The sequence below is a fragment of the Butyrivibrio sp. AE2032 genome, from assembly GCF_000702965.1.
Map to the genome: position 1 here is coordinate 2,174,497 of NZ_JNLF01000003.1, position 20,476 is coordinate 2,194,972.

General features: G+C 45.8%; 11 protein-coding genes. All 11 read left to right on the top strand.

Annotated features, from left to right (window positions below):
• The first annotated feature begins 98 nt into the window (after window positions 1–98).
• Window positions 99–2,366 carry a hypothetical protein gene (locus BO18_RS11570; RefSeq protein WP_034446351.1) on the top strand — a complete coding sequence of 756 codons (2,268 nt, stop codon included), beginning with the start codon at window positions 99–101 and terminating at the stop codon, window positions 2,364–2,366.
• Between the two features lie 203 nt (window positions 2,367–2,569).
• A complete protein-coding gene (locus BO18_RS11575; RefSeq protein ID WP_034446353.1) occupies window positions 2,570–3,862 on the top strand; it encodes an NAD(P)-dependent oxidoreductase in 1,293 nt (430 codons plus the stop codon).
• A 175-nt stretch (window positions 3,863–4,037) separates the two neighbouring features.
• Complete coding sequence (locus tag BO18_RS11580) at window positions 4,038–4,604, top strand: TetR/AcrR family transcriptional regulator (RefSeq protein WP_034446355.1); 567 nt, start codon at window positions 4,038–4,040, stop codon at window positions 4,602–4,604.
• Between the two features lie 116 nt (window positions 4,605–4,720).
• Window positions 4,721–5,869, top strand: coding sequence for a lactaldehyde reductase (gene fucO, locus BO18_RS11585; protein WP_034446356.1), 1,149 nt, complete (start codon window positions 4,721–4,723; stop codon window positions 5,867–5,869).
• Window positions 5,870–6,043: 174 nt separating this feature from the next.
• Window positions 6,044–7,033 (top strand): LacI family DNA-binding transcriptional regulator, encoded by a 990-nt coding sequence (locus tag BO18_RS11590; RefSeq protein ID WP_034446357.1) that lies wholly within the window; start codon window positions 6,044–6,046, stop codon window positions 7,031–7,033.
• A gap of 123 nt (window positions 7,034–7,156) precedes the next feature.
• The gene (locus BO18_RS11595) at window positions 7,157–9,469 is read left to right on the top strand and encodes a glycogen/starch/alpha-glucan phosphorylase (protein WP_081860997.1); all 2,313 of its coding nucleotides are present in this window, start codon (window positions 7,157–7,159) and stop codon (window positions 9,467–9,469) included.
• 120 nt (window positions 9,470–9,589) lie between these two features.
• Entirely contained in the window at window positions 9,590–11,323 is a 1,734-nt protein-coding gene (locus BO18_RS11600) for a sensor domain-containing phosphodiesterase (RefSeq protein ID WP_051688674.1), read from the top strand.
• A gap of 128 nt (window positions 11,324–11,451) precedes the next feature.
• Window positions 11,452–11,793 carry a hypothetical protein gene (locus tag BO18_RS11605; RefSeq protein ID WP_034446358.1) on the top strand — a complete coding sequence of 114 codons (342 nt, stop codon included), beginning with the start codon at window positions 11,452–11,454 and terminating at the stop codon, window positions 11,791–11,793.
• Between the two features lie 38 nt (window positions 11,794–11,831).
• Window positions 11,832–15,956 carry a hypothetical protein gene (locus tag BO18_RS32720; RefSeq protein WP_051688675.1) on the top strand — a complete coding sequence of 1,375 codons (4,125 nt, stop codon included), beginning with the start codon at window positions 11,832–11,834 and terminating at the stop codon, window positions 15,954–15,956.
• A gap of 133 nt (window positions 15,957–16,089) precedes the next feature.
• On the top strand, window positions 16,090–17,460 hold the full coding sequence (locus BO18_RS11615) for a TrpB-like pyridoxal phosphate-dependent enzyme (protein WP_034446360.1): 1,371 nt from the start codon (window positions 16,090–16,092) through the stop codon (window positions 17,458–17,460).
• A 405-nt stretch (window positions 17,461–17,865) separates the two neighbouring features.
• The gene (locus tag BO18_RS11620) at window positions 17,866–20,430 is read left to right on the top strand and encodes a hypothetical protein (protein ID WP_034446361.1); all 2,565 of its coding nucleotides are present in this window, start codon (window positions 17,866–17,868) and stop codon (window positions 20,428–20,430) included.
• Window positions 20,431–20,476 lie beyond the last annotated feature (46 nt).

Genomic DNA, 20,476 nt, shown 5'->3' on the forward strand with positions numbered 1-20,476 from the left:
TTTTCAGACGATTTTGAGAGATAATATATTTGTGTAATTCCGACTAATTATATGCTTTTTTATAAAAATAGACAGGCTTGTATGAAAGGAGACTTGGCATGGAAGGCATGAGCACTCAGGATATTCTTAATGGACAGGATCTTTCTACTGCAAATGTAGATGATCTTCTGGCTGCTATGACAGCAAATGAGGCAGCGACAGCACCAGCACCTGCCGAAGAGGCGCCTAAGCCAAAGAGGGGGAGAAAGAAGGCAGCAGAGGATGCGCCTGCGCCTATTGAGGACATTCCTAATCTTGATGATATCCTTGCTGCTTCAGGTTCTGAAAATGCAAGTCCTGCAGAAACTGCAGAAGCAGATGCTATGGCAGCTGCAATGGCAGCAATGGCTGATGCTGCGCCTGCGGCAGAGGCGGTTCCTGAACCTGCACCTGAGATGCCTGCGGCGGATGCAGCTCCAGCAGAAGAAACGCCTGTAGATGTGGATGCAATGATGGCTGCAATGGCAGCAGCTGAGTCCGCAACTGATGTGGATGTTATGATGGCAGCGATGGCAGCTGGAGAGGCTGCGCCTGAAGCAGCCCCTGAAGCTCCTGCGGCGGAAGCGCCTGTAGATATGGATGCAATGATGGCAGCAATGGCGGCAGCAGAGACAGCTCCTGAGGCAGCCCCTGAGATGCCAGCAATGGACGCAGCCCCAGCAGATGCGCCAGTGGATATGGATGCGATGATGGCAGCAATGGCGGCAGCAGAAGCAGCTCCTGAGGCGGCACCTGAGATGCCGGCAATGGACGCAGCTCCCGCAGCGGATGCCCCTGTAGATATGGATGCAATGATGGCAGCAATGGCGGCAGCAGAAGCAACTCCTGAGGCGGTACCTGAGATGCCGGCAATGGACGCAGCTCCGGCGGCGGATGCGCCTGTAGATATGGATGCAATGATGGCAGCAATGGCGGCAGCAGAGGCAGCACCTGAGATGCCGGCAATGGATGCAGCCCCTGCAGAAGAAGCTCCTGTAGATATGGATGCAATGATGACGGCCATGGCAGCTGCAGAGGCAGCACCCGAGGCAGCCCCTGAGATGCCAGCAATGGACGCAGCTCCCACAGAGGAAGCGCCAGTGGATATGGATGCAATGATGGCAGCAATGGCGGCAGCAGAGACAGCACCCGAAGCAGCCCCTGAGATGCCAGCAATGGACGCAGCGCCGGCAGCAGATGCGCCTGTGGATATGGATGCGATGATGGCAGCAATGGCAGCAGCAGAGGCAGCACCCGAGGCAGCACCCGAGGCAGCCCCTGAGATGCCAGCAATGGACGCAGCTCCCGCAGCGGATGCAGCCCCTGAAGACATAGATCCCGTAATGGCAGCTATGATGGCTAACGCAGCTGCAGCAGAAGCAGCTGCAACAGAGGCACCAGCAGCAGAAATCCCTGTTCCGGAAAATCCGGATGACATAGATCCTGTGATGGCAGCCATGATGGCAGATGCAGCAGCGCAGGCAGCAGCTGAGACTCCTGCAGAGAACCTTGATGCGATCCTTAATGCGGAGGTAGATGCCCTGATTGAGCCACCTGCAGATGCAGAACCCGAGATACTGGTTGTTATGCCATCCGGAGACGACGTGACTGCAGAAGCAGCAGAAATTCCAGCACTTGAAGAGCCTGCTCCTGAAACAACTGATATTCCAGCAGATATTCCTGCAATGGAGGAAACACCAGCTCTTTCAGCCTTAGTAGAACCAGCAGCTGAGGAACCGGCACCCGAAGAAGCACCAGACCTTTCAGCCCTTGTAGAGCCAGCGGCTGAGGAAACTGCACCTGAAGAGGCGCCAGACCTTTCAGCCTTAGTAGAACCGGCAGCTGAGGAACCGGCACCAGAAGAGGCACCAGACCTTTCAGCTCTTGTAGAGCCTGTACCTGAAGAGCCTTCTGCAGAGATGCCAGCTATGGATGCAGCGCCGGAAGCTCCAGCAGATCTGGATCCTGTGGCAGCAGCCATGATGGCAGCTGAACAGTTTGCTGAGGATGATATAGCTCAGACTCCTGCTCCTATGGATATGGATGCAGCTGCAGATGCTATGGAAGGTGCAGTTGAAGATATTGAGGAATTCCTTAATTCTGAGGATTATGAATATACAACTATTAAGAGCGGATCCAAGACCATGATGATCATGAAGACATCAGATGGCAGCGCTATGGCTATCACCTATGATGGCAATGAGTTTGATTCCCTCGAGTCAGACTTTAACAAGGATGGCAAGGCCAGCTATAAGGACATCATGAATGCCTTTATCAAGGAAACCATCAAGTCCGGCGGATCAAGTGGAATCACAAGACACAGAGGCAGCAAAGTTGTAGCTAAGTAATAAAGATATAATAGATGATTAAAAGAAAGGGGGATGTCGCATTTAATCTAAAGCGACATCCCTTTGTTCCAAACCATCCCCTTGTTTCAAAACGTCTCCCTATCCCACACTTCAAGAAAATCAATAAATGCTCCATGAAAAGGGGTATTTATTGATTTTTTTTACATATAGAATAATCAAAAAAGAAAACGGGGGATTATTCTATGTCAGTACATGTTATCGATGAAGCAAATCGTTGCCTTCAGTGCCCTAATCCAAGGTGCAGAGAGAATGGCTGCCCGATTCACACAAATATTCCGGAGATGATACGTCTTTTTAAGGAAAATCGCATGCTTGAAGCGGCTCAGATGCTCTTTGAGAATAACCCGCTTTCTATGGTATGTTCGCTTGTGTGCAATCACGAGAACCAGTGTGAGGGCAATTGTGTCAGAGGAATCAAGGGTGAGCCCATTCACATATCATCAATTGAGAATTATATTTCCGACTCATGTTTTGAGAGGCTTGAACTTAAGCCTGCTCCGGCAAACGGCATGAAAGCGGCAGTTATTGGCGCTGGGCCGGCAGGGATCACTATCGCAATAATCCTGGCACTCAAGGGATACTCGATCACAGTATTTGAGACTCATGACAAGATTGGCGGAATACTTCGCTATGGCATTCCTGAGTTCAGGCTTCCCAAGTCTATCCTGGATAGATATTACAAAAAGATGCGTGAGCTTGGCATCAAGTTCAGACCTAACTTTGCGATTGGCGGTTCTACGGGAATACAGGATCTTCTGAATGATGGCTACAAGAGTGTGTTTATCGGAACCGGTGCCTGGAAGCCGAGAAAGCTGGGCGTTCCGGGAGAGACTTTTGGAAATGTTTTCTATGCTATCAACTATCTCAACAATCCTGATGTCTACGAGCTTGGCGACAAGGTTGCTATAATCGGTGCAGGCAACGCAGCTATGGACGTAGCCAGAACTGCCATTAGGCATGGAACAAAAGAGGTTGTGGTATATGTAAGAGGTGATGAGGTCAGCGCATCCAAAGCAGAGTTCGAATATGCCAAGGTAGACGGCGTTAAGTTTGAATACAGAAAGGCCATTGTCAGGATTGAGGACGAGGGTCCGGTGTTCTGCGATATGGTACCTGATGAGGAAAAGCTTGCACAGCTTGAGGCAGAAGGAGCAGATACTCAAAAGACTCCGCTAAAGGTCCTTGCAGATACTGAGCATCTGATTCCTGCAGACAGCATCATGATTGCTATTTCACAGGTCCCGCAGGACAGGATTGTTACTCATGAAAAAGAACTGAAGCTCAACGAAAAAGGAAATCTTGCCACAGATTCCAAGGGTGAGACATCCCTTCCCGGAGTATTTGCATCAGGTGACGTCGTTACCGGTGCTAAAACCGTTGTGGCAGCTGTCGCTGTATCCAAGCAGATCGCCGAGGACATGGACCGATACATGATGGGACAGAGGGGCGGTTCTTTTGTCCCATCCGGCAGATAAAGTGTGGTTAGGAACAAGGGGACGGTTCTCTCGTTCCAGTATTGGAACGAAAGAACCGTCCCCTTTGATTTGCGCAGATTCAAATCAGTCTGTGGCCGCCAAGCCGTCCTTGATACCCATAAATCTGGATGATAAACTTAGAAAGGACGACAAATTCTACCGAGGCTTAATTACTATGAATACAGAAATCAAAGGTTCAGAGATCAAATATAAGCTGGCTGAGGCAATGAAAACCTGCATGAAGACCACTTCTGTGGAGAATATCACAGTAAAGCAGATAGTTGCTGAATGCGGAGTTTCCAGGCAGAGCTTTTATCGGAACTTTATAGATAAATACGACCTTATCAACTGGTACTTCGACCGTCTTTTGGAGCAGTCTTTTAAGGAGATGGGCAAGGGTGAGACCATTAGGGAAGGCCTGATCAAGAAGTTTACTTACATCAGGCAGGAGAGACTCTTTTTTACTGCCGGATTTAAAGGGGATGAGCAGAACAACTTAAAAGAGCATGATTTCTTCATGATCTTTGAGTTTTACTGTGCTCTTATCAGGGAAAAGACAGGTCAGCTTCCGGAATACAAGATCAGAAAACTTTTGGAGATGTATTGTCAGTCCTCGGTTTATATGACTGTTCAGTGGCTGATGAAGGGCATGAAGGAGTCAGAGGCGGAACTGGCGGACCTTATGATTGATGCAATGCCCCAGCCAATAATGGAACTCTATAAAGAGATTGGACTCTTGTAGAGTTACAAATTGACATAACTGTAACTTATTTCCTCAATTTCCGGATGCTATAATTATTCCAGTGCTGTTAATTATTTAACACACAATACAGTTGGGAAAAGAAAGAAGGAGGAAATATGGCAAACAGAATTTCACTTAATCAGACATCTTATCATGGTGCAGGTGCTATCAGTGAGGTAGTTACCGAGATCAATTCAAGAGGATTCAAGAAGGCATTTGTTGCTTCTGATCCTGACCTTATAAAGTTTGGTGTAACCGGCAAGGTTACTGATCTTTTGGATAAGGCTTCAATCCCTTACGAGATCTATTCAGATATCAAACCCAATCCAACAATCGAAAACGTTAAGAATGGTGTAGAAGCATTCAAGAAGTCAGGTGCTGACTGCATCGTTGCTATTGGTGGCGGTTCTTCAATGGACACATCAAAGGCTATCGGTATCATCATCACAAACCCTGAGTTTGCTGATGTTCGTTCACTTGAGGGTGTTGCTCCTACAAAGAACCCTTGCGTTCCAATCATCGCAGTACCTACAACAGCAGGAACAGCTGCAGAGGTTACTATCAACTACGTTATCACTGACGTTGAGAAGGAAAGAAAGTTTGTATGTGTAGATACACATGACATGCCTATCGTAGCTGTAGTTGATCCTGAGATGATGGCTTCAATGCCTAAGGGTCTTACTGCTGCAACTGGTATGGACGCTCTTACACATGCTATCGAAGGTTATACAACAAGAGCAGCTTGGGAGATGACAGATATGTTCCACTTAGAGGCTATCAGACTTATCTCTCAGAACCTTCGCGATGCAGTAGAGAACAAGCAGTCAGGACGTGAAGGAATGGCTCTTGGACAGTACATTGCAGGAATGGGATTCTCAAACGTTGGTCTTGGTATTGACCATGCTATGGCTCACACACTTTCTGCTCACTATGACACACCACACGGTGTTGCATGTGCAATGTTCCTTCCAATCTCAATGGAGTTCAACCGTGAGTACACAGGCGAGAGACTTCGTGAAGTTGCAAGAGCAATGGGCGTAAAGGGCGTTGACGATATGTCCCAGGAAGAGTACAGAGATGCTGCTATCGAAGCTGTTAAGAAGCTTTCAGCAGATGTTGGAATTCCTACAACTCTCGATAAGATCAAGGAAGAGGATCTTGATACTCTTGCTACTGATGCTCTCAACGATGCTTGCTATCCAGGAAACCCAAGAGAGGCAACAAAGGAACAGGTTATCGAGATGTTCAGAATGCTTATGGCATAATAGAAAATCACACAAATTACGGGCTCCGGCAGAAAATGCCGGGGCCTTTTTTCCCTGATTTCATTTTATTTTAATTGGACAAAAATGTCAGGAATGATTAAGATAGATTGTGTGCGGAAAACGATTTCCGAAATTACCATTATTACCAATCATAACTCACGAACGGAGTAACATATGGTTTCAATTAAGGATGTGGCTAAGGAAGCGGGGGTCGCAATCTCCACGGTTTCCAAGGTCCTTAACAATTATCCAAATGTAAGCGAAGCAACCAAAAAGAAGGTCAATGACGTGGTTGACAGGCTTGGCTTTGTGCCCAATGCAGTAGCTGCGAGCCTTTCCTCCAAGAGGACCGGAAGAGTTGCACTTCTTATCAAACTGAATCTCAACACTCAGGCCAGTGACGAGATCAGCATGCAATATATCTCGGGTGCAGTACACAGGGCAAAAGAGCTGCAGATGGATGTTATCACAGTCTTCACATCCATGATCGAGGACATGACCGTAGATGAAGTCACCAGCTACTTTGAATCCCAGGGCATCAAAGGCATCATCGTCTATGGCATGACAACTAAGGATAAAGTGGTCCACAAGCTGATAAACAGCGGACGCTTCAAGATGGTTGTCATAGATGCGCCAATGGTCAACGCCACCACCTCATCAGTCAGCGTAGACAATGCAAAGGCCCAGTACGATGTGGCAAAGAAGACCATAACAGAGAATAAGTGCAAGAAGGTCCTTTACATCTCCGGCGAAGAGATCGGATATATCACCGCTGAGCGCCTTGCAGGCATCAAGAAGCTTTGCGAGGAAAAGAAACTTAAGCTGACGGTACGCTGTGGGCAGTTCTCCGAGCTAAAAGCAAGACAGCTTGCTATGAAATATGCAAAGAACACCGACTGCGTAGTCTGCGCCTCAGATATGATGGCTATCGGTGCCATGAAGGCCCTGATAGATATGGATATTTTCCGTCCGGTCTGCGGTTTTGACGGAATCATTCTTATGGGCTATGTGGGAAAGCAGATGAACACAGTCAAACAGGACTTTGTGAAGATCTCCGAGGCGGCCCTGGACGAACTAAACCGACTGCTCCAGGGAGAGGAAGGCCGAAAGGTCACCATTCCCCACACCTTAGTCAGACTTAAATATGAAGATATCATCTGCTGAAAAAAGAACTTGCGGAAAACGTTTTCCTGTGCTACACTAAACTCACATGATTCAGAAAACGTTTTCCTAGAAATATAAAGCTACGAAATAATCGTTACACAAAAGTACGAGAGGAGAAACAAAATGGCTAAACACACTAATATGCAGAGAGACGTTCTTGTAACTAATCTTGAAGGTCAGCTTGAGGAGCTTGCTCAGGAGAAGTTCGGGAAGAGCCTTAAGGACTGCACAGATCAGGAGACCTACTACATACTTCTTGAGATGACAACACGTCTTATGGATGTTGCAGAAGTATATAACGGGGAGAAGAAGGTTTACTACATTTCAATGGAGTTCCTTATTGGAAAGCTTCTTTCCAACAATCTCATAAACCTTCGCGTCTACGACAGGGTAAAAGAGATCCTGGAGAAGAACGGAAAGAGCCTTGCTGCCATCGAGGAGTGCGAGCCTGAGCCTTCACTTGGAAATGGTGGACTTGGAAGACTTGCAGCATGCTTCCTTGATTCAATTGCAACCCTGGGAATGGCAGGAGAGGGAATTGGTCTTAACTACCACTTTGGTCTTTTCAAGCAGGTATTCAAGGATCATCTTCAGTGCGCTGAGAAGAATGACTGGATTGAAGAGCAGTCATGGCTTGAGAAAACTGACACTACTTTCGAAGTTTCTTTTGGCAAAAAGAAGGTTGTATCCCGTCTCTACAACATGAACGTTGTGGGCTATGATACAGGAGTAAATAAGCTGCGTCTGTTTGATATCGAGTCAGTTGATGAGAGCCTTGTAAAGAAGGGCATAGATTTCGACAAGACCAAGATCGACAAGAACCTTACACTGTTCCTGTACCCTGATGATTCAGATGAGGCTGGAAATCTCCTTCGTATCTACCAGGAGTACTTCCTTGTTTCAAATGCTGCACAGCTGATTCTTAGAGAGCAGAAGGAGCGTCAGTACGATCTTCACGAGCTCTATAAGCATGCTGTAATCCAGATCAACGACACTCATCCAACCATGATCATCCCTGAGCTTGTAAGGATCCTGGTTGAGGATAAGGCGTTCAGCATGGACGATGCCATTGAAGTTGTTAGCAAGACCTGCGCATATACAAACCATACTATCCTCGCTGAGGCCCTTGAGACATGGCCACTTTCTTACCTTGAGAAGGTTGTTCCTCAGCTTGTTCCTTACATCAAGGAGCTTGATAAGAGAATCCGTGAGAAGTACCCAAGAAAGCCAAAGATCCAGATCATCGACAAGGATAAGAGAGTACACATGGCTTTCATCGACATCCATTATGGTTTCTCAATCAATGGTGTTGCTGCAATCCATACAGATATCCTCAAGGATTCAGAGCTTAACGATTTCTACAAGCTCTATCCTGAGAAGTTCAACAATAAGACAAACGGAATCACCTTCAGAAGATGGCTTCTTTCCTGCAACCATCCTCTTGCTGATTTCCTTTCAGCCACAATTGGCGACGGCTTCAAGAAGGATGCCAACAAGCTTGAGAAGCTCCTTGATCACATCGAGGATGAGAATGTTCTGAATGAGCTTGAGTCCATCAAGATGCAGAAGAAGAAAGAGCTTGTGGCTTACCTTAAGGAACATGAGGGTGTTGAAGTTGATCCTGAATCAATCTTTGATATTCAGGTAAAGAGACTTCACGAGTACAAGCGTCAGCAGATGAATGCCCTTTACATCATTCACAAATATCTGGAGATCAAGGGTGGCAAGAAGCCTGCAAGACCTCTTACATTCATCTTTGGTGCAAAGGCAGCTCCTGCTTATGTTATAGCAAAAGACATTATCCATCTTCTTTTGGTTCTTCAGGAGATCATTAACAACGATCCTGATGTTAACCAGTACATGAAGGTGATCATGGTTGAGAACTACAACGTAAGCTATGCTGAGAAGCTCATTCCTGCCTGCGATGTATCAGAGCAGATCTCTCTTGCATCAAAAGAGGCATCTGGAACAAGTAACATGAAGTTCATGCTTAACGGTGCTGTAACTCTTGGAACAGATGACGGTGCGAACGTTGAGATCCACGACCTTGTAGGTGATGACAATATCTATATCTTCGGTGTAAAGGCAGACGAGGTAATCCAGCACTACAAGAAGGCTGACTACGTTTCAAAGGATTACTACAAGAAGAGCAAGGTGATCAAGGAAGCAGTTGACTTCATCACCAGCAAAGAGTGCCTGAAGGTTGGCCATAAGGAGAACCTTAAGAGACTCCAGGATGAGCTCCTTAACAAGGACTGGTTCATGACTCTTATCGACCTTGAAAGCTACATTGCCAAGAAGGACGAGATCTTTGCTGATTATGAAAAGAGAGATAAGTGGAAGAGAATGATGCTCACCAACATTGCAAAGGCTGGCTACTTCTCCTCCGACAGAACAATTGCGGAATACAACAGAGATATCTGGAAACTTCGCTGATATAGGGATTCAAAGGGTGCTTTATACGGAGCAATCCGTATATCAGCACTCTTTTTTTATGCACACATGTGGAGAATTCCGTTTTTACGCGTTATAATAATACGTACAGGAGGTATGCGTATGGAAAAGAGATTTTTTGACGCGGGGATAAGTGGGATTATTCCGATCGGTCTGCCGGGCGGCTTTTTTATTTATGAGGCCGGTGGCCATGAGAACGTTCTTTATGCTGGCCCTAATGTTCTTGCTATGTATGGCTGCGAAAACATGGGCGAGTTCATAGTACATACAGGCGGTACTTTCCAGGGTATGGTTCATCCTGAAGACTTTAACAGGATACAGAATCAGATACAGTCACAGACTCTTTTCGGTGAAAAGAAACATGACTATATCCGCTACCGTATCATCACAAAAAACGGTGATGTGAGGTATGTGGAGGACTTTGGGCATCTCCTGCACCGGGAGGATGGAAAGAGCTTTTTCTATGTCTATATCGTTGATGTAGACAAGAATGAGTACTTCAACAAAAATCGGAATTCCTTTGCAGAGGCTGAGATTCTCACCAGTACTGCTGAGACCGATGAACTGACAGGCCTTCTTAATATGTCTTTTTTCTACCAGAAGGCATCAATCCTTCTTGGCTCCCATGAGAGCTGGAGAGAGGATATTTCTTTTGTTCACTTTGATATTCCAAATTTTAAACTTTTCAATGAGAGAAACGGCTTCAAGCTTGGAGACGAGCTGTTATGTGACCTTGCCAATGCGATACTTAGCGAGTTCAACGTAGGAAGCATAATCTCAAGGTTTTCTGATGACCACTTTGTTGTGTGCACTGTAGGAAACAAGAATGATGTAGTCAATAAGGTTGTTGATGTCCAGAAAAAGATGCTTCTTGCTGACGATGTAAACAAGAAGGTCAGAGTAAAAGCCGGCATCTACTACATGGATGACAGAAGATCCGAGATAGGCCTTGCCTGTGATCATGCCCGTCTTGCCTGCAACAGCATCAAGAACCGCCATGACATAAACTATTGCATCTACGACGAGATGCTTCGTGACAATCTTCGCAGACAGCAGTATGTCATTGATCACATTGATGAAGCCATCGAGAAGGAGTACATAAAGGTTTACTACCAGCCGGTGGTAAGGGTTAAGACCGGAGAGATATGTGGTTATGAGGCGCTGGTAAGATGGATCGATCCTAACTATGGAATGTTGTCTCCGGGAGATTTCATCGACACGCTGGAGCAGTATCACCTGATCCATCTGGTGGACACTTACGTTATCAGGAAGGTATGTCAGGATTATGCACGGATGTCTGAGGAGGGAAAAGAAATTGTTCCTGTCTCCTTAAATATCTCCAGATTGGACTTTGAACTATGCGATATCTTCGGCATTGTAGAGGCAACCAGAGAAAAATATGGTGTACCTAAAAACATGCTGGACCTTGAGATCACGGAGAGTGCACTTAATTCGAACGCTGGATTTATCAAGTCAGAATGTTCGAGAATGAGAGATCTTGGATATCACATTTGGATCGATGACTTCGGCTCAGGCTATTCATCGCTGAATACCATCGCGGAGTACAGTTTCGATGTACTGAAGCTTGATATGGTATTCCTAAGGAGTCTTGATAATAATCCAAAGACCGGAAAGATCATGACTTACATTGTGGAAGGCGCCAAGGCTATGGGTGTATCTCCGCTGTGCGAAGGATGTGAAACTGAGCAGCATTTCCAGTTCCTAAAGGATATTGGCTGTGAGAGGGCTCAGGGCTACTACTTTGGAAAGCCAATGCCAATGGAGGAATCCAGAAGCATGACTTTGGCAAAAGGTTTTAAGTGGGAAAAAGTATAAACAAGTTATTAAAAAACTAAAATTATTCTGAAATGTATCACAAAGTACACGTAATATTGCAAATATGATGATTTTTATGATTGTGCAAAAATTATAATAATAACGAAGACACCAGGAGGTAAAAAGACATGGAAGAACGCAGAACCATTAACAGAGTTGAGTTTTTAGCAAACAGTGTGATCGTTGATAAGCAGACACTGGCAAGGTATTTTGGCCAGGTGAAAAACATAAGCCCTTTGGGCATAGCGATCACCGTGGACAAGCGGATTCCTAATCTTGTGGGCAGAGATGTGATCATCGTTGCAGAAACAATGATCATGTACGCAGAATCAGTACGTGAGGACAAGGAAATGGGAGAAAAGAAATCTGTTGCGTTTAAGGCAAGGAAATTTACTCCTGATGTTTTGCAGTATCTTTTCGAGCAGATAGGCGCAGATCTTGAGGATGATGGCGAGAGTGAGGAGCAGTAAGAAAATAGTTTGGTGATGTCATTAAGTGAGGTGTTGATATGATGAAGAAACATGTTAAAAACAGAAAACTCGTTTCGGCTATGGTTATTGGAATATCATCGATGATGATGTTACAGACACCTTTTACAGCCTATGCAGCAAATCCTGGAGAGGGTGATCCCGGAGAGAATCCCGGTGATAATTCTTCAACAGAGGATACTGTAACTCAGGAAAATACATATGAATATGAGGTGCAAACAGAGCACATGCAGGAATCTGCTGATAACGCCATAGCAGCGATAAGTGGAGAAACTCCTCAGGATAATTCCGGATCAGGAGAAAGTGCAGGTTCTGGAGAAAGCGCAGGATCAGGTGAAAATGCGGGATCCGGAGAGAATGCAGGTTCCGGAGAAAGTGCAGGATCCGGAGAAAACACAGGCTCAGGGGAAAGTGCGGGATCCGGAGAAAATGCAGGATCAGGTGAAAATACAGGTTCTGGAGAAACTGGCGGAACACAGGAGAATACTTCGACAGAAGGTGAAGGCGGAAGCACACAGACTGCACCACCTACAGTTCAGGAGATAGTTCAGAATTCCACAGAAGATAGCGGTATTGGACTTGCCAGCAAGACAGCTAATGAGGTTATAGAAAACAGTGTAAACCTGGAAGCTGATAAGGCCGGAACCACTAATTCCAATACCAAGAAATTTATGGGCGAAGCAGTAACAGCGGCAAATGCTATTGTTAATGATACTGCTACCAGTGATTCTGCGATCAAGAATTTCAATGACGCATTGGATAATGTCAAAGAAGCAAAAGAGTCACTGGAAAATTATGAAGAAGCAAATAAGGCCGCTGAAGAAAGCTATCACGAAATTGTTTCAAATGTCAGTGCAACAGGAGAAATAACAGATGGCCTGGCAAGGGAAGCACTTGTTGATGCTAAAGATGCATGTGAAAATCTGAAGGATGTAAGTGATACGGTAAGCGCAGCTCAGAGCTGGATAGATGAACATCAGCAGGCTATTAACGAGCAGCTTGCCAAGGCTGAAGATGAGAGCCTTGACAGGGCATCAAGACTTGAAGCTTTCAATAAACTTTTGGATCTTCAGGAAGAACTGGATCAATATGCAGCCAACCTTAATGCAACACTTAAAGTTGATGCACAGGGCAAGATAGAGCTGAATGAAGCCGGAGAAGAGACTGTTATTGTAAAAAACGGCAATCTGTATTCCTTTGAAAAAGCGGTAGAGGGGCTTTCCAATGAGGATGGAACCGGATCATACGACAAGCTTGCAAAAGCAGAGGAGAAGAGAGCTAAGGGTGAAGCAGATGCAATCTCTAACATTGCAGATGCCGATGCCTACGCAGCCAAAGCGCAGGATGAAATACAGGCTGTTAAGAATCAGATCAAGCTTATTGAGAATAAACTGAGTAATACCAAGAAAAATCTTGCTAACGAACTTCAGAGTAGTATTGGGGACCTGGCAACTCTGAAGGCTCCCGGTGATACACAAGCAACGGACTGGAACTTTAATTCCGGCGCTCAGACTGATGATTCAAGGCGAAAGAAAGCAGCTTCAGTTATTAAGAATTATTACCTGCAAACTCTTGAAGGCGATGGAGTTGTCATAACCGATTTCCAGTGGACCAACACCAAGAACCTTGATAAGCAGGAATATAATTATATAACAGTTACCTATAAGGCTGACGGTGTAGAAAAGACCAGATACTTTAACTGGGATAGTATTGAAAGAGCGTCAACTACCACAGATCCTTACGCTAACATCAATTATAATACCGGAGAGGGTATATTCGTCTTTGAAAAAACAGCGGATGAAATAGGTGCTAATACTTTCCTGACCACTGCCTACAGGTACCAGACAACTGAAAAGGTGAATGGGAAGAATCAGACCATCAATCACTACATTTCAGCGGAGGAATATAATTCTCTTAAAAATGCTGACGGAACAAAGATCGTACTAGACGGAAAAGAATACAAAGTTGTTTCATACAGTGAGTGGTCAAAGAATTCAGATGCTCTTAGGAAGGATTACTATAAAGATGGTCAGCCGGGTGCGCTGAGTGTCTATAAGTACGCAGATGGTACAGAAGGATACCTGACAAAAGACCAGGTAGACAGACTGATAAAGAGCGGAGAAAAAACAGTTGCTGATTTCGAAATAGTAGTTCAGAATCAGAACAATCTGATACATGACGCTACAGGAAGCAATGGTATTGTAGTTGCATCAAATGCAATTATCAACAGTAAGTATGGAGGCACAGACCTTGCTGATAAGAGTACTGCTCTCAACACTTATGTGGATAATGCGGCAGCTCTTTTCAACAAGTACAATTCTTACTGGGTAGATTCAAGGGCTACTCTTGATCAGGTTGATGTTGCAGTTCAAAACATCTGCAATGTGAATAATGGTAAGGTTATTCAGGGCAGTCTTGGAACAGAGATAAAGGCTGAAGTAACAGAAGTAAATGATAAGTATGTAAATGCCAAAGATTCACAGGGCAGAGCTGACAGGAATACTTATTCAGATGAAGTTCTTGCCGGAATAAGCGGAGCTGGTACTTCTTCAGCTGTTGATTACGTAAAGAACCTTACTCTGGATGAGGAGAAGGGCGAGACAAAAGCAGGTCTCGACAGCATGACAGTTGTTGAGTTCACCAAGGTGGTAAAAGACAAACTGCAACCTGTCTCACAGGCAATCAATACAGCCAAGACAACTCTTTCAAACTGGTGGAGCAGATTAAAACGCGTGGCTATTCCTGATGAGGAAGAAACAGGCGGAAACAACCAGGGCGGAAACAACCAGGGCGGAAACAACCAGGGCGGAAACAACCAGGGTGGAAACAACCAGGGCGGAAACAACCAGGGCGGAAACGACCAGGGCGGAAACAACCAGGGCGGAAACAACCAGGGTGGAAATAACCAGGGTGGAAACAACCAGGGCGGAAACAACCAGGGTGGAAACAACCAGGGTGGAAACAACCAGGGCGGAAACGACCAGGGCGGAAACAACCAGGGTGGAAACAACCAGGGTGGAAACAACCAGGGTGGAAATAACCAGGGTGGAAACAACCAGGGCGGAAACAACCAGGGCGGAAACGACCAGGGCGGAAACAACCAGGGCGGAAACAACCAGGGTGGAAATAACCAGGGTGGAAACAACCAGGGCGGAAACAACCAGGGCGGAAACAACCAGGGTGGAAACAACCAGGGCGGAAACAACCAGGGTGGAAATAACCAGGGTGGAAACAACCAGGGTGGAACCGGAACTGATGGAGCTGGAACTGGTGGTGGAACTGGAACTGGTGGAGCAACCGGTGGTGGAGCTGGAACTGGCGGTGGAACCGGAACAGGCGGATCATCTACAACTGGTGGCGGAACAACCGGTGGTGGTAGCACAGGCGGAACCGGAGCAGGCGGAACAACTGGTGAAACAGGTGGCGCTGGTGGAACTGGAACTGGTGGAACCGAAGCTGGCGGAGCAACTGGTGGAACTGGAACTGGTGGAGCCGGAACAGGTGGTACTGTAGTTGATGCCGGAACAGGAACCGGTGCTGGTGGCACAACAGGAACAACTGGCGCAGGCACGACAGGCGTTGGCGGTGGAGCAGTTGTAGCACAGATCGTTGATACAACACCTGCACTTGGCGGAACTCCAGGCGGAGCAGCACAGGCAGCAGTTGATGCTATACAGGCAGCAGGACTTTCCGGCGGCGGAGCAGCACAGGCAGATGGCGGAGCAGCTCAGGCTGACGGCACTGCACAGATAGCTGATGCTGGAAATGCCGGAGCAGGCGGAGCTGGACAGGTAACTGGAAACGCAGGCGGAGCTGGACAGGTAACCGGAAACGCCGGCGGCGGAACGGCCCAGGCAGGTGGCGGAGCAGATCAGATAGCTGACGCAGGAAATGCCGGAGGCAACGTAATGGCTGATATCCCTGAGGGAGGCGTAGCCCTTGCAGATTCTGTAGGCGACAATGATGGTGCAGAGACCATCACAGCAACTATCACAGATGATGATACTGCTACAGCTGCAGCAGCAGAGGTACCGGTTAAGCCTAAGAGAATGAACTGGTGGTGGGTTCTTATCATCGCAGTTCTTGGCGAGAGAGGCCGTGAACTCTATGTTAAGTATAAAAAGAAGAATGATCCAAAGAATTGATTTCTCCACTACTTTAAAGCGGTAAAATATTCATTGACTATATGCCGTAAAACACGCTATTATATACAAGTGTCATGTAAATGGCACTTGTATTTTTTTGTATTCTTTTGGGAATTGTAATGGAGGGAGAAAAATGAGCACAATACCTTACAAAATTTATCTTGAAGAATCCGAGATGCCAAAGCAGTGGTACAACGTCAGGGGAGACATGAAAAAGAAACCTGCTCCGATCTTAAATCCCGGAACTCTTCAGCCTGTTACTATAGATGAATTGTCCGGTATCTTCTGCAGAGAGCTCGCTGAGCAGGAGCTGGATGATACCTCAAGATTTATTGATATTCCTGAGGAGATCAGGAACTTCTACAGAATGTATCGCCCATCACCACTTGTCAGGGCATACTGCCTGGAGGAGAAGCTTCAGACTCCTGCACATATCTACTACAAATTTGAAGGTAACAATACATCAGGAAGCCACAAGCTTAACTCCGCTATCGCTCAGGCTTACTACGCTAAGAAGCAGGGCCTTAAGGGTGTAACAACAGAGACAGGAGCCGGTCAGTGGGGAACAGCTCTTTCAATGGCATGTTCTTACTTTGATCTTGATTGCCAGGTATATATGGTTAAGGTTTCATATGAGCAGAAGCCTTTCAGACGCGAGGTTATGCGTACCTACGGAGCTAAGGTAACACCTTCTCCTTCAATGGAAACAGAGATTGGACGTAAGATCAACGCTGAGTTCCCTGGAACAACAGGAAGTCTTGGCTGCGCTATTTCAGAGGCTGTTGAGGCAGCTACAACCCAGGAAGGCTATCGCTATGTTCTTGGTTCAGTTCTTTCTCAGGTACTTCTTCATCAGTCAGTTATCGGTCTTGAGACAAAGACTGCTCTTGATAAGTATGGCATCAAGGCTGATATGATCATTGGCTGCGCAGGCGGCGGATCAAACCTTGGTGGACTTATTTCTCCATTTGCAGGAGAGATCCTTCGCGGAGAGAACAACTACGAGATCATCGCTGTAGAGCCTGCATCCTGCCCAAGTCTTACAAGAGGTAAGTATGCTTATGACTTCTGCGATACAGGAAAGGTATGCCCTCTTGCTAAGATGTACACACTTGGAAGTGGCTTTATTCCTTCAGCCAACCATGCCGGAGGACTTCGCTATCACGGCATGAGCTCTGTTGTTTCTGAGCTTTATGATCAGGGTATCATCAAGGCTAGAAGCGTAGAGCAGACTTCAGTATTTGAGGCAGCAGAGATGTTCGCAAGAGTTGAAGGTATTCTTCCTGCTCCAGAGAGTAGCCATGCAATCCGCGTAGCTATCGACGAGGCACTTAAGTGTAAGGAAACAGGTGAGGAGAAGAACATCGTATTCGGTCTTACAGGAACTGGTTATTTCGATATGGTTGCCTATCAGAAGTATAACGACAGAGAAATGACTGACTATATTCCTACAGATGAAGACCTTCAGAAGTCTTTGGATAAGCTTCCTAAGGTTGACCTTTAATCAGAGCAACAGGCCGTCACACTAAAGTGTGGCGGTTTTTTATGATATAGGATATTTCTCCGAAATTCCTATATCATAAAAAGCGCTCCGCTATGGATGCGCACTCGCGCGATAGGAATATGTTGCCTTCAGCAACCGCGCTCGGCGCGAGAATGTCGCAAGCGACATTCTTTCTTGTGTGCTAAAAAATTAACCGGAATTCCCTCTTGCATTTTTCATCAGACTGTGTATAATAAGTTTTCGCTGGTATTCAACCGGCTGTCATCAAGGGGTGTCTCCCCAACAGATGATAAATTCCCATTTTAAGTAATTAAAAATAAAACAACGTGGTAGGGAGCCATAGGTCTTTTCACAGGTCTTTTTTGCTGTCTCTGCATACGTTGCGACAACAAGAAAGGATGAAAAATGAAGTTAAGAGAAAAGTGGGCAAAACAGAACAATTCAGTGAAGCTTCTTTTAAGGAAGCTGAAAAGACATGACACCGTTGTGGTGGCAATTGCAGTGGTTATGGCCATGATCCTGTGTGGGGGACTGATTTATTTCAGCACTCCGGTGGTTACAGCAAATGCAAAACAGGAGCTGGAAGAAAGTGAAAGACAGAACAACGAAAAGACAATAGAAAAGCTTGATGAGCTTTCAGAGTACCTTGATGGCCTTGATAAGTCCATTACAGACAGCAAGGATTCCATCAGCTCATATTATGAGAAGGCTGGAAAAGACAGCACTTTAGTAAATGAGAAGAACACTGAGAAGATCACCAACAATGTGAATGAGAAGGTTACAGGTCTTGGGAACAACTTAAACACACTCCATGAGACTATTGAAAGCACTCAGACAAATATCGACAGACTTAAGGAAATAATTGAAAAGAATGATCAGGCTGGAACTCAGGATCGTGAGAGGATGCTTGCTGAGATAGGAAGTGAACTTGATAATATCAAGGATCAGCATTCTCAGGCTCAGCAGAATACAAAAGAGCTGATAAAAGAGCTTGAAAAGCTTCTGGGTAAGCAGAATGAAGATCTATCCAAGCAGTCAAAGGACCAGAACGATGCCCTTACTCAGCAGTCTAAGGAGCAGGGAGAAGCCCTCACAAAACAGCTAAAGGACCAGGGCGAAGCTCTTTCAAAGCAGTCCAAGGAAGAGAAAGATGAACTCTCCCAGCAGCTAAAAGACCAGGGCGAAGCTCTTTCAAAGCAGTCCAAGGAAGAGAAAGATGAACTCTCCCAGCAGCTAAAGAACCAGAGCGATGCCCTCTCAAAGCAGTCAAAGGAAGAGAAGGGTGCTCTTTCACAGCAGGGTAAGGATCAGACAGATAAGCTCTCCAAGGAGATCCAGGAGGGTAATGACAAGCTCTTTGAAAAGGTTGAAAGTGATGATAAGGCGCTTTCCGAGCAGCTTACAAGCAGTAAGAATGAGCTTTCAGAGCAGCTCACCAATTCCAGGAATGATCTCTCTACTCAGATGAGTGATGGCAACAGCACTCTTTCCAAAGAAATGAAAGAGCAGTATCAGGCTCTTTTAAAATCCCTTACAGAATCAGATAAAAAGCTTTCAGAGCAGAACAGTGAGATGCTCACAAGCTTCCAGAGCGAGATCAATAAGCTCAGTGCTGAGCTAACAAAGATCCTGGCTCAGATGAATACAAACGTTGACGAGATGGGAAAGAGCATTACCAACAATATCAACGCAGGAAATACTGAGAACAAGAAAAGGTTTGACACCATCGACACAAATATAACCGGTGTGAACAACAAGATTGATGCAAATTTCTCCTCCATCAATACAACAGTACAGGGGGATTTTGATCAGCTCAAATCCTATATGGATAAACAAAATGCCCATGTGAACGAAAGACTTGATGAGGTTTTTGGGCGTGTGAGTAAGGGTAAGAAACTCCTGGCGTCCGCCTTACTCACTAAGAATGTTTCTATCAGAGAGGACGCCTCATTTGCAGAGATAGCTGAAGCAATTACAAAGATTCCCACCCAGATCGTGCTGGATAACGGCGATATGGCTGGGAAGGTAGAGTATGTGATCCACTACCACACAGATGGAACCACCGCTGAATGCGGTGATGATTATGTTCCGGTCGAAAGAAAGGGCGGATGCTTTAATGAGCCCTATTATCATAAGCACAATGGAGACTGCTATACACCTGTTACTGTTTATTCCTATAGCACCAACAAGGGAGTTGAGAAGGGCGGACCAACCGGTGAAACCTGGGGCGGAGAAACTGTGTTTAAGTATAACTGTCCCATGTGTGGAAGATTTACCGGAACCAACCGCTGGCACGGTGAAAGCACAACAGATATAAATGTTGCCAACGACAGGCATAAGGGTGAAATAACAACTACTGTTCAGATGGTGCTGAACTGTGATCTTCCTGAGGGTGAGCTTATAGGTTATAAGCCTGACTGTAAGATGGTCCATGGTCAGATCGTGGCAGCAAAGATTACTTTTGCTGATCAGTACACCAAGTACAATCACGTGACCCAGATGCAGCCTTCTTCCAATTCTTCAACAAACCTGGCCACCTCCCATATGATGGTTACTTCCGGCAGTAATCTTTTTGAGGGGCTGACCTCCAGACTTGTTTCCTTTGGCGGAAATGTGGATTTGTTATCTGGCTTCGATATGGATGATGAGTTTGATGAGGAATCGGAGGCTGAGCCTGAGGACGAGATATCTGAAGATAAGGTAAAAGAGCTTTCGGCTGAAACTGCAGAGCTTTTAGAAGGCGAAGATGCAGTTGATCGAGAAGATTCTTCTGCAAAAGAGAATCTGACTTCGGATGACGGAAATACTATGAGTATTGTTCCTGACTCTGATCTTGCGGATGATAAAAAGACGGAAGTCGATACAGATGATCAAACCGGTAATAACTCTTTACAGGATGAACAAGGTGAAACAGATGATTCGTCGGGGGAAAAGAGTAATGGCTTAGACGCTGAAAATGCTGATAAATAAGCGCTTTCTTGACATTCCTTTGCCATCTGCATAGAATATATGTGTT

Excerpts from the sequence above, each read along its gene's own strand:
- BO18_RS32720 (WP_051688675.1), top strand. The coding sequence starts at position 11,832 with ATGATGAAGAAACATGTTAAAAACAGAAAACTCGTTTCGGCTATGGTT.
- BO18_RS11590 (WP_034446357.1), top strand. The coding sequence starts at position 6,044 with ATGGTTTCAATTAAGGATGTGGCTAAGGAAGCGGGGGTCGCAATCTCC.
- BO18_RS11615 (WP_034446360.1), top strand. The coding sequence starts at position 16,090 with ATGAGCACAATACCTTACAAAATTTATCTTGAAGAATCCGAGATGCCA.
- BO18_RS11595 (WP_081860997.1), top strand. The coding sequence starts at position 7,157 with ATGGCTAAACACACTAATATGCAGAGAGACGTTCTTGTAACTAATCTT.
- BO18_RS11620 (WP_034446361.1), top strand. The coding sequence starts at position 17,866 with ATGAAGTTAAGAGAAAAGTGGGCAAAACAGAACAATTCAGTGAAGCTT.
- BO18_RS11580 (WP_034446355.1), top strand. The coding sequence starts at position 4,038 with ATGAATACAGAAATCAAAGGTTCAGAGATCAAATATAAGCTGGCTGAG.
- BO18_RS11575 (WP_034446353.1), top strand. The coding sequence starts at position 2,570 with ATGTCAGTACATGTTATCGATGAAGCAAATCGTTGCCTTCAGTGCCCT.
- BO18_RS11570 (WP_034446351.1), top strand. The coding sequence starts at position 99 with ATGGAAGGCATGAGCACTCAGGATATTCTTAATGGACAGGATCTTTCT.
- fucO (WP_034446356.1), top strand. The coding sequence starts at position 4,721 with ATGGCAAACAGAATTTCACTTAATCAGACATCTTATCATGGTGCAGGT.
- BO18_RS11605 (WP_034446358.1), top strand. The coding sequence starts at position 11,452 with ATGGAAGAACGCAGAACCATTAACAGAGTTGAGTTTTTAGCAAACAGT.
- BO18_RS11600 (WP_051688674.1), top strand. The coding sequence starts at position 9,590 with ATGGAAAAGAGATTTTTTGACGCGGGGATAAGTGGGATTATTCCGATC.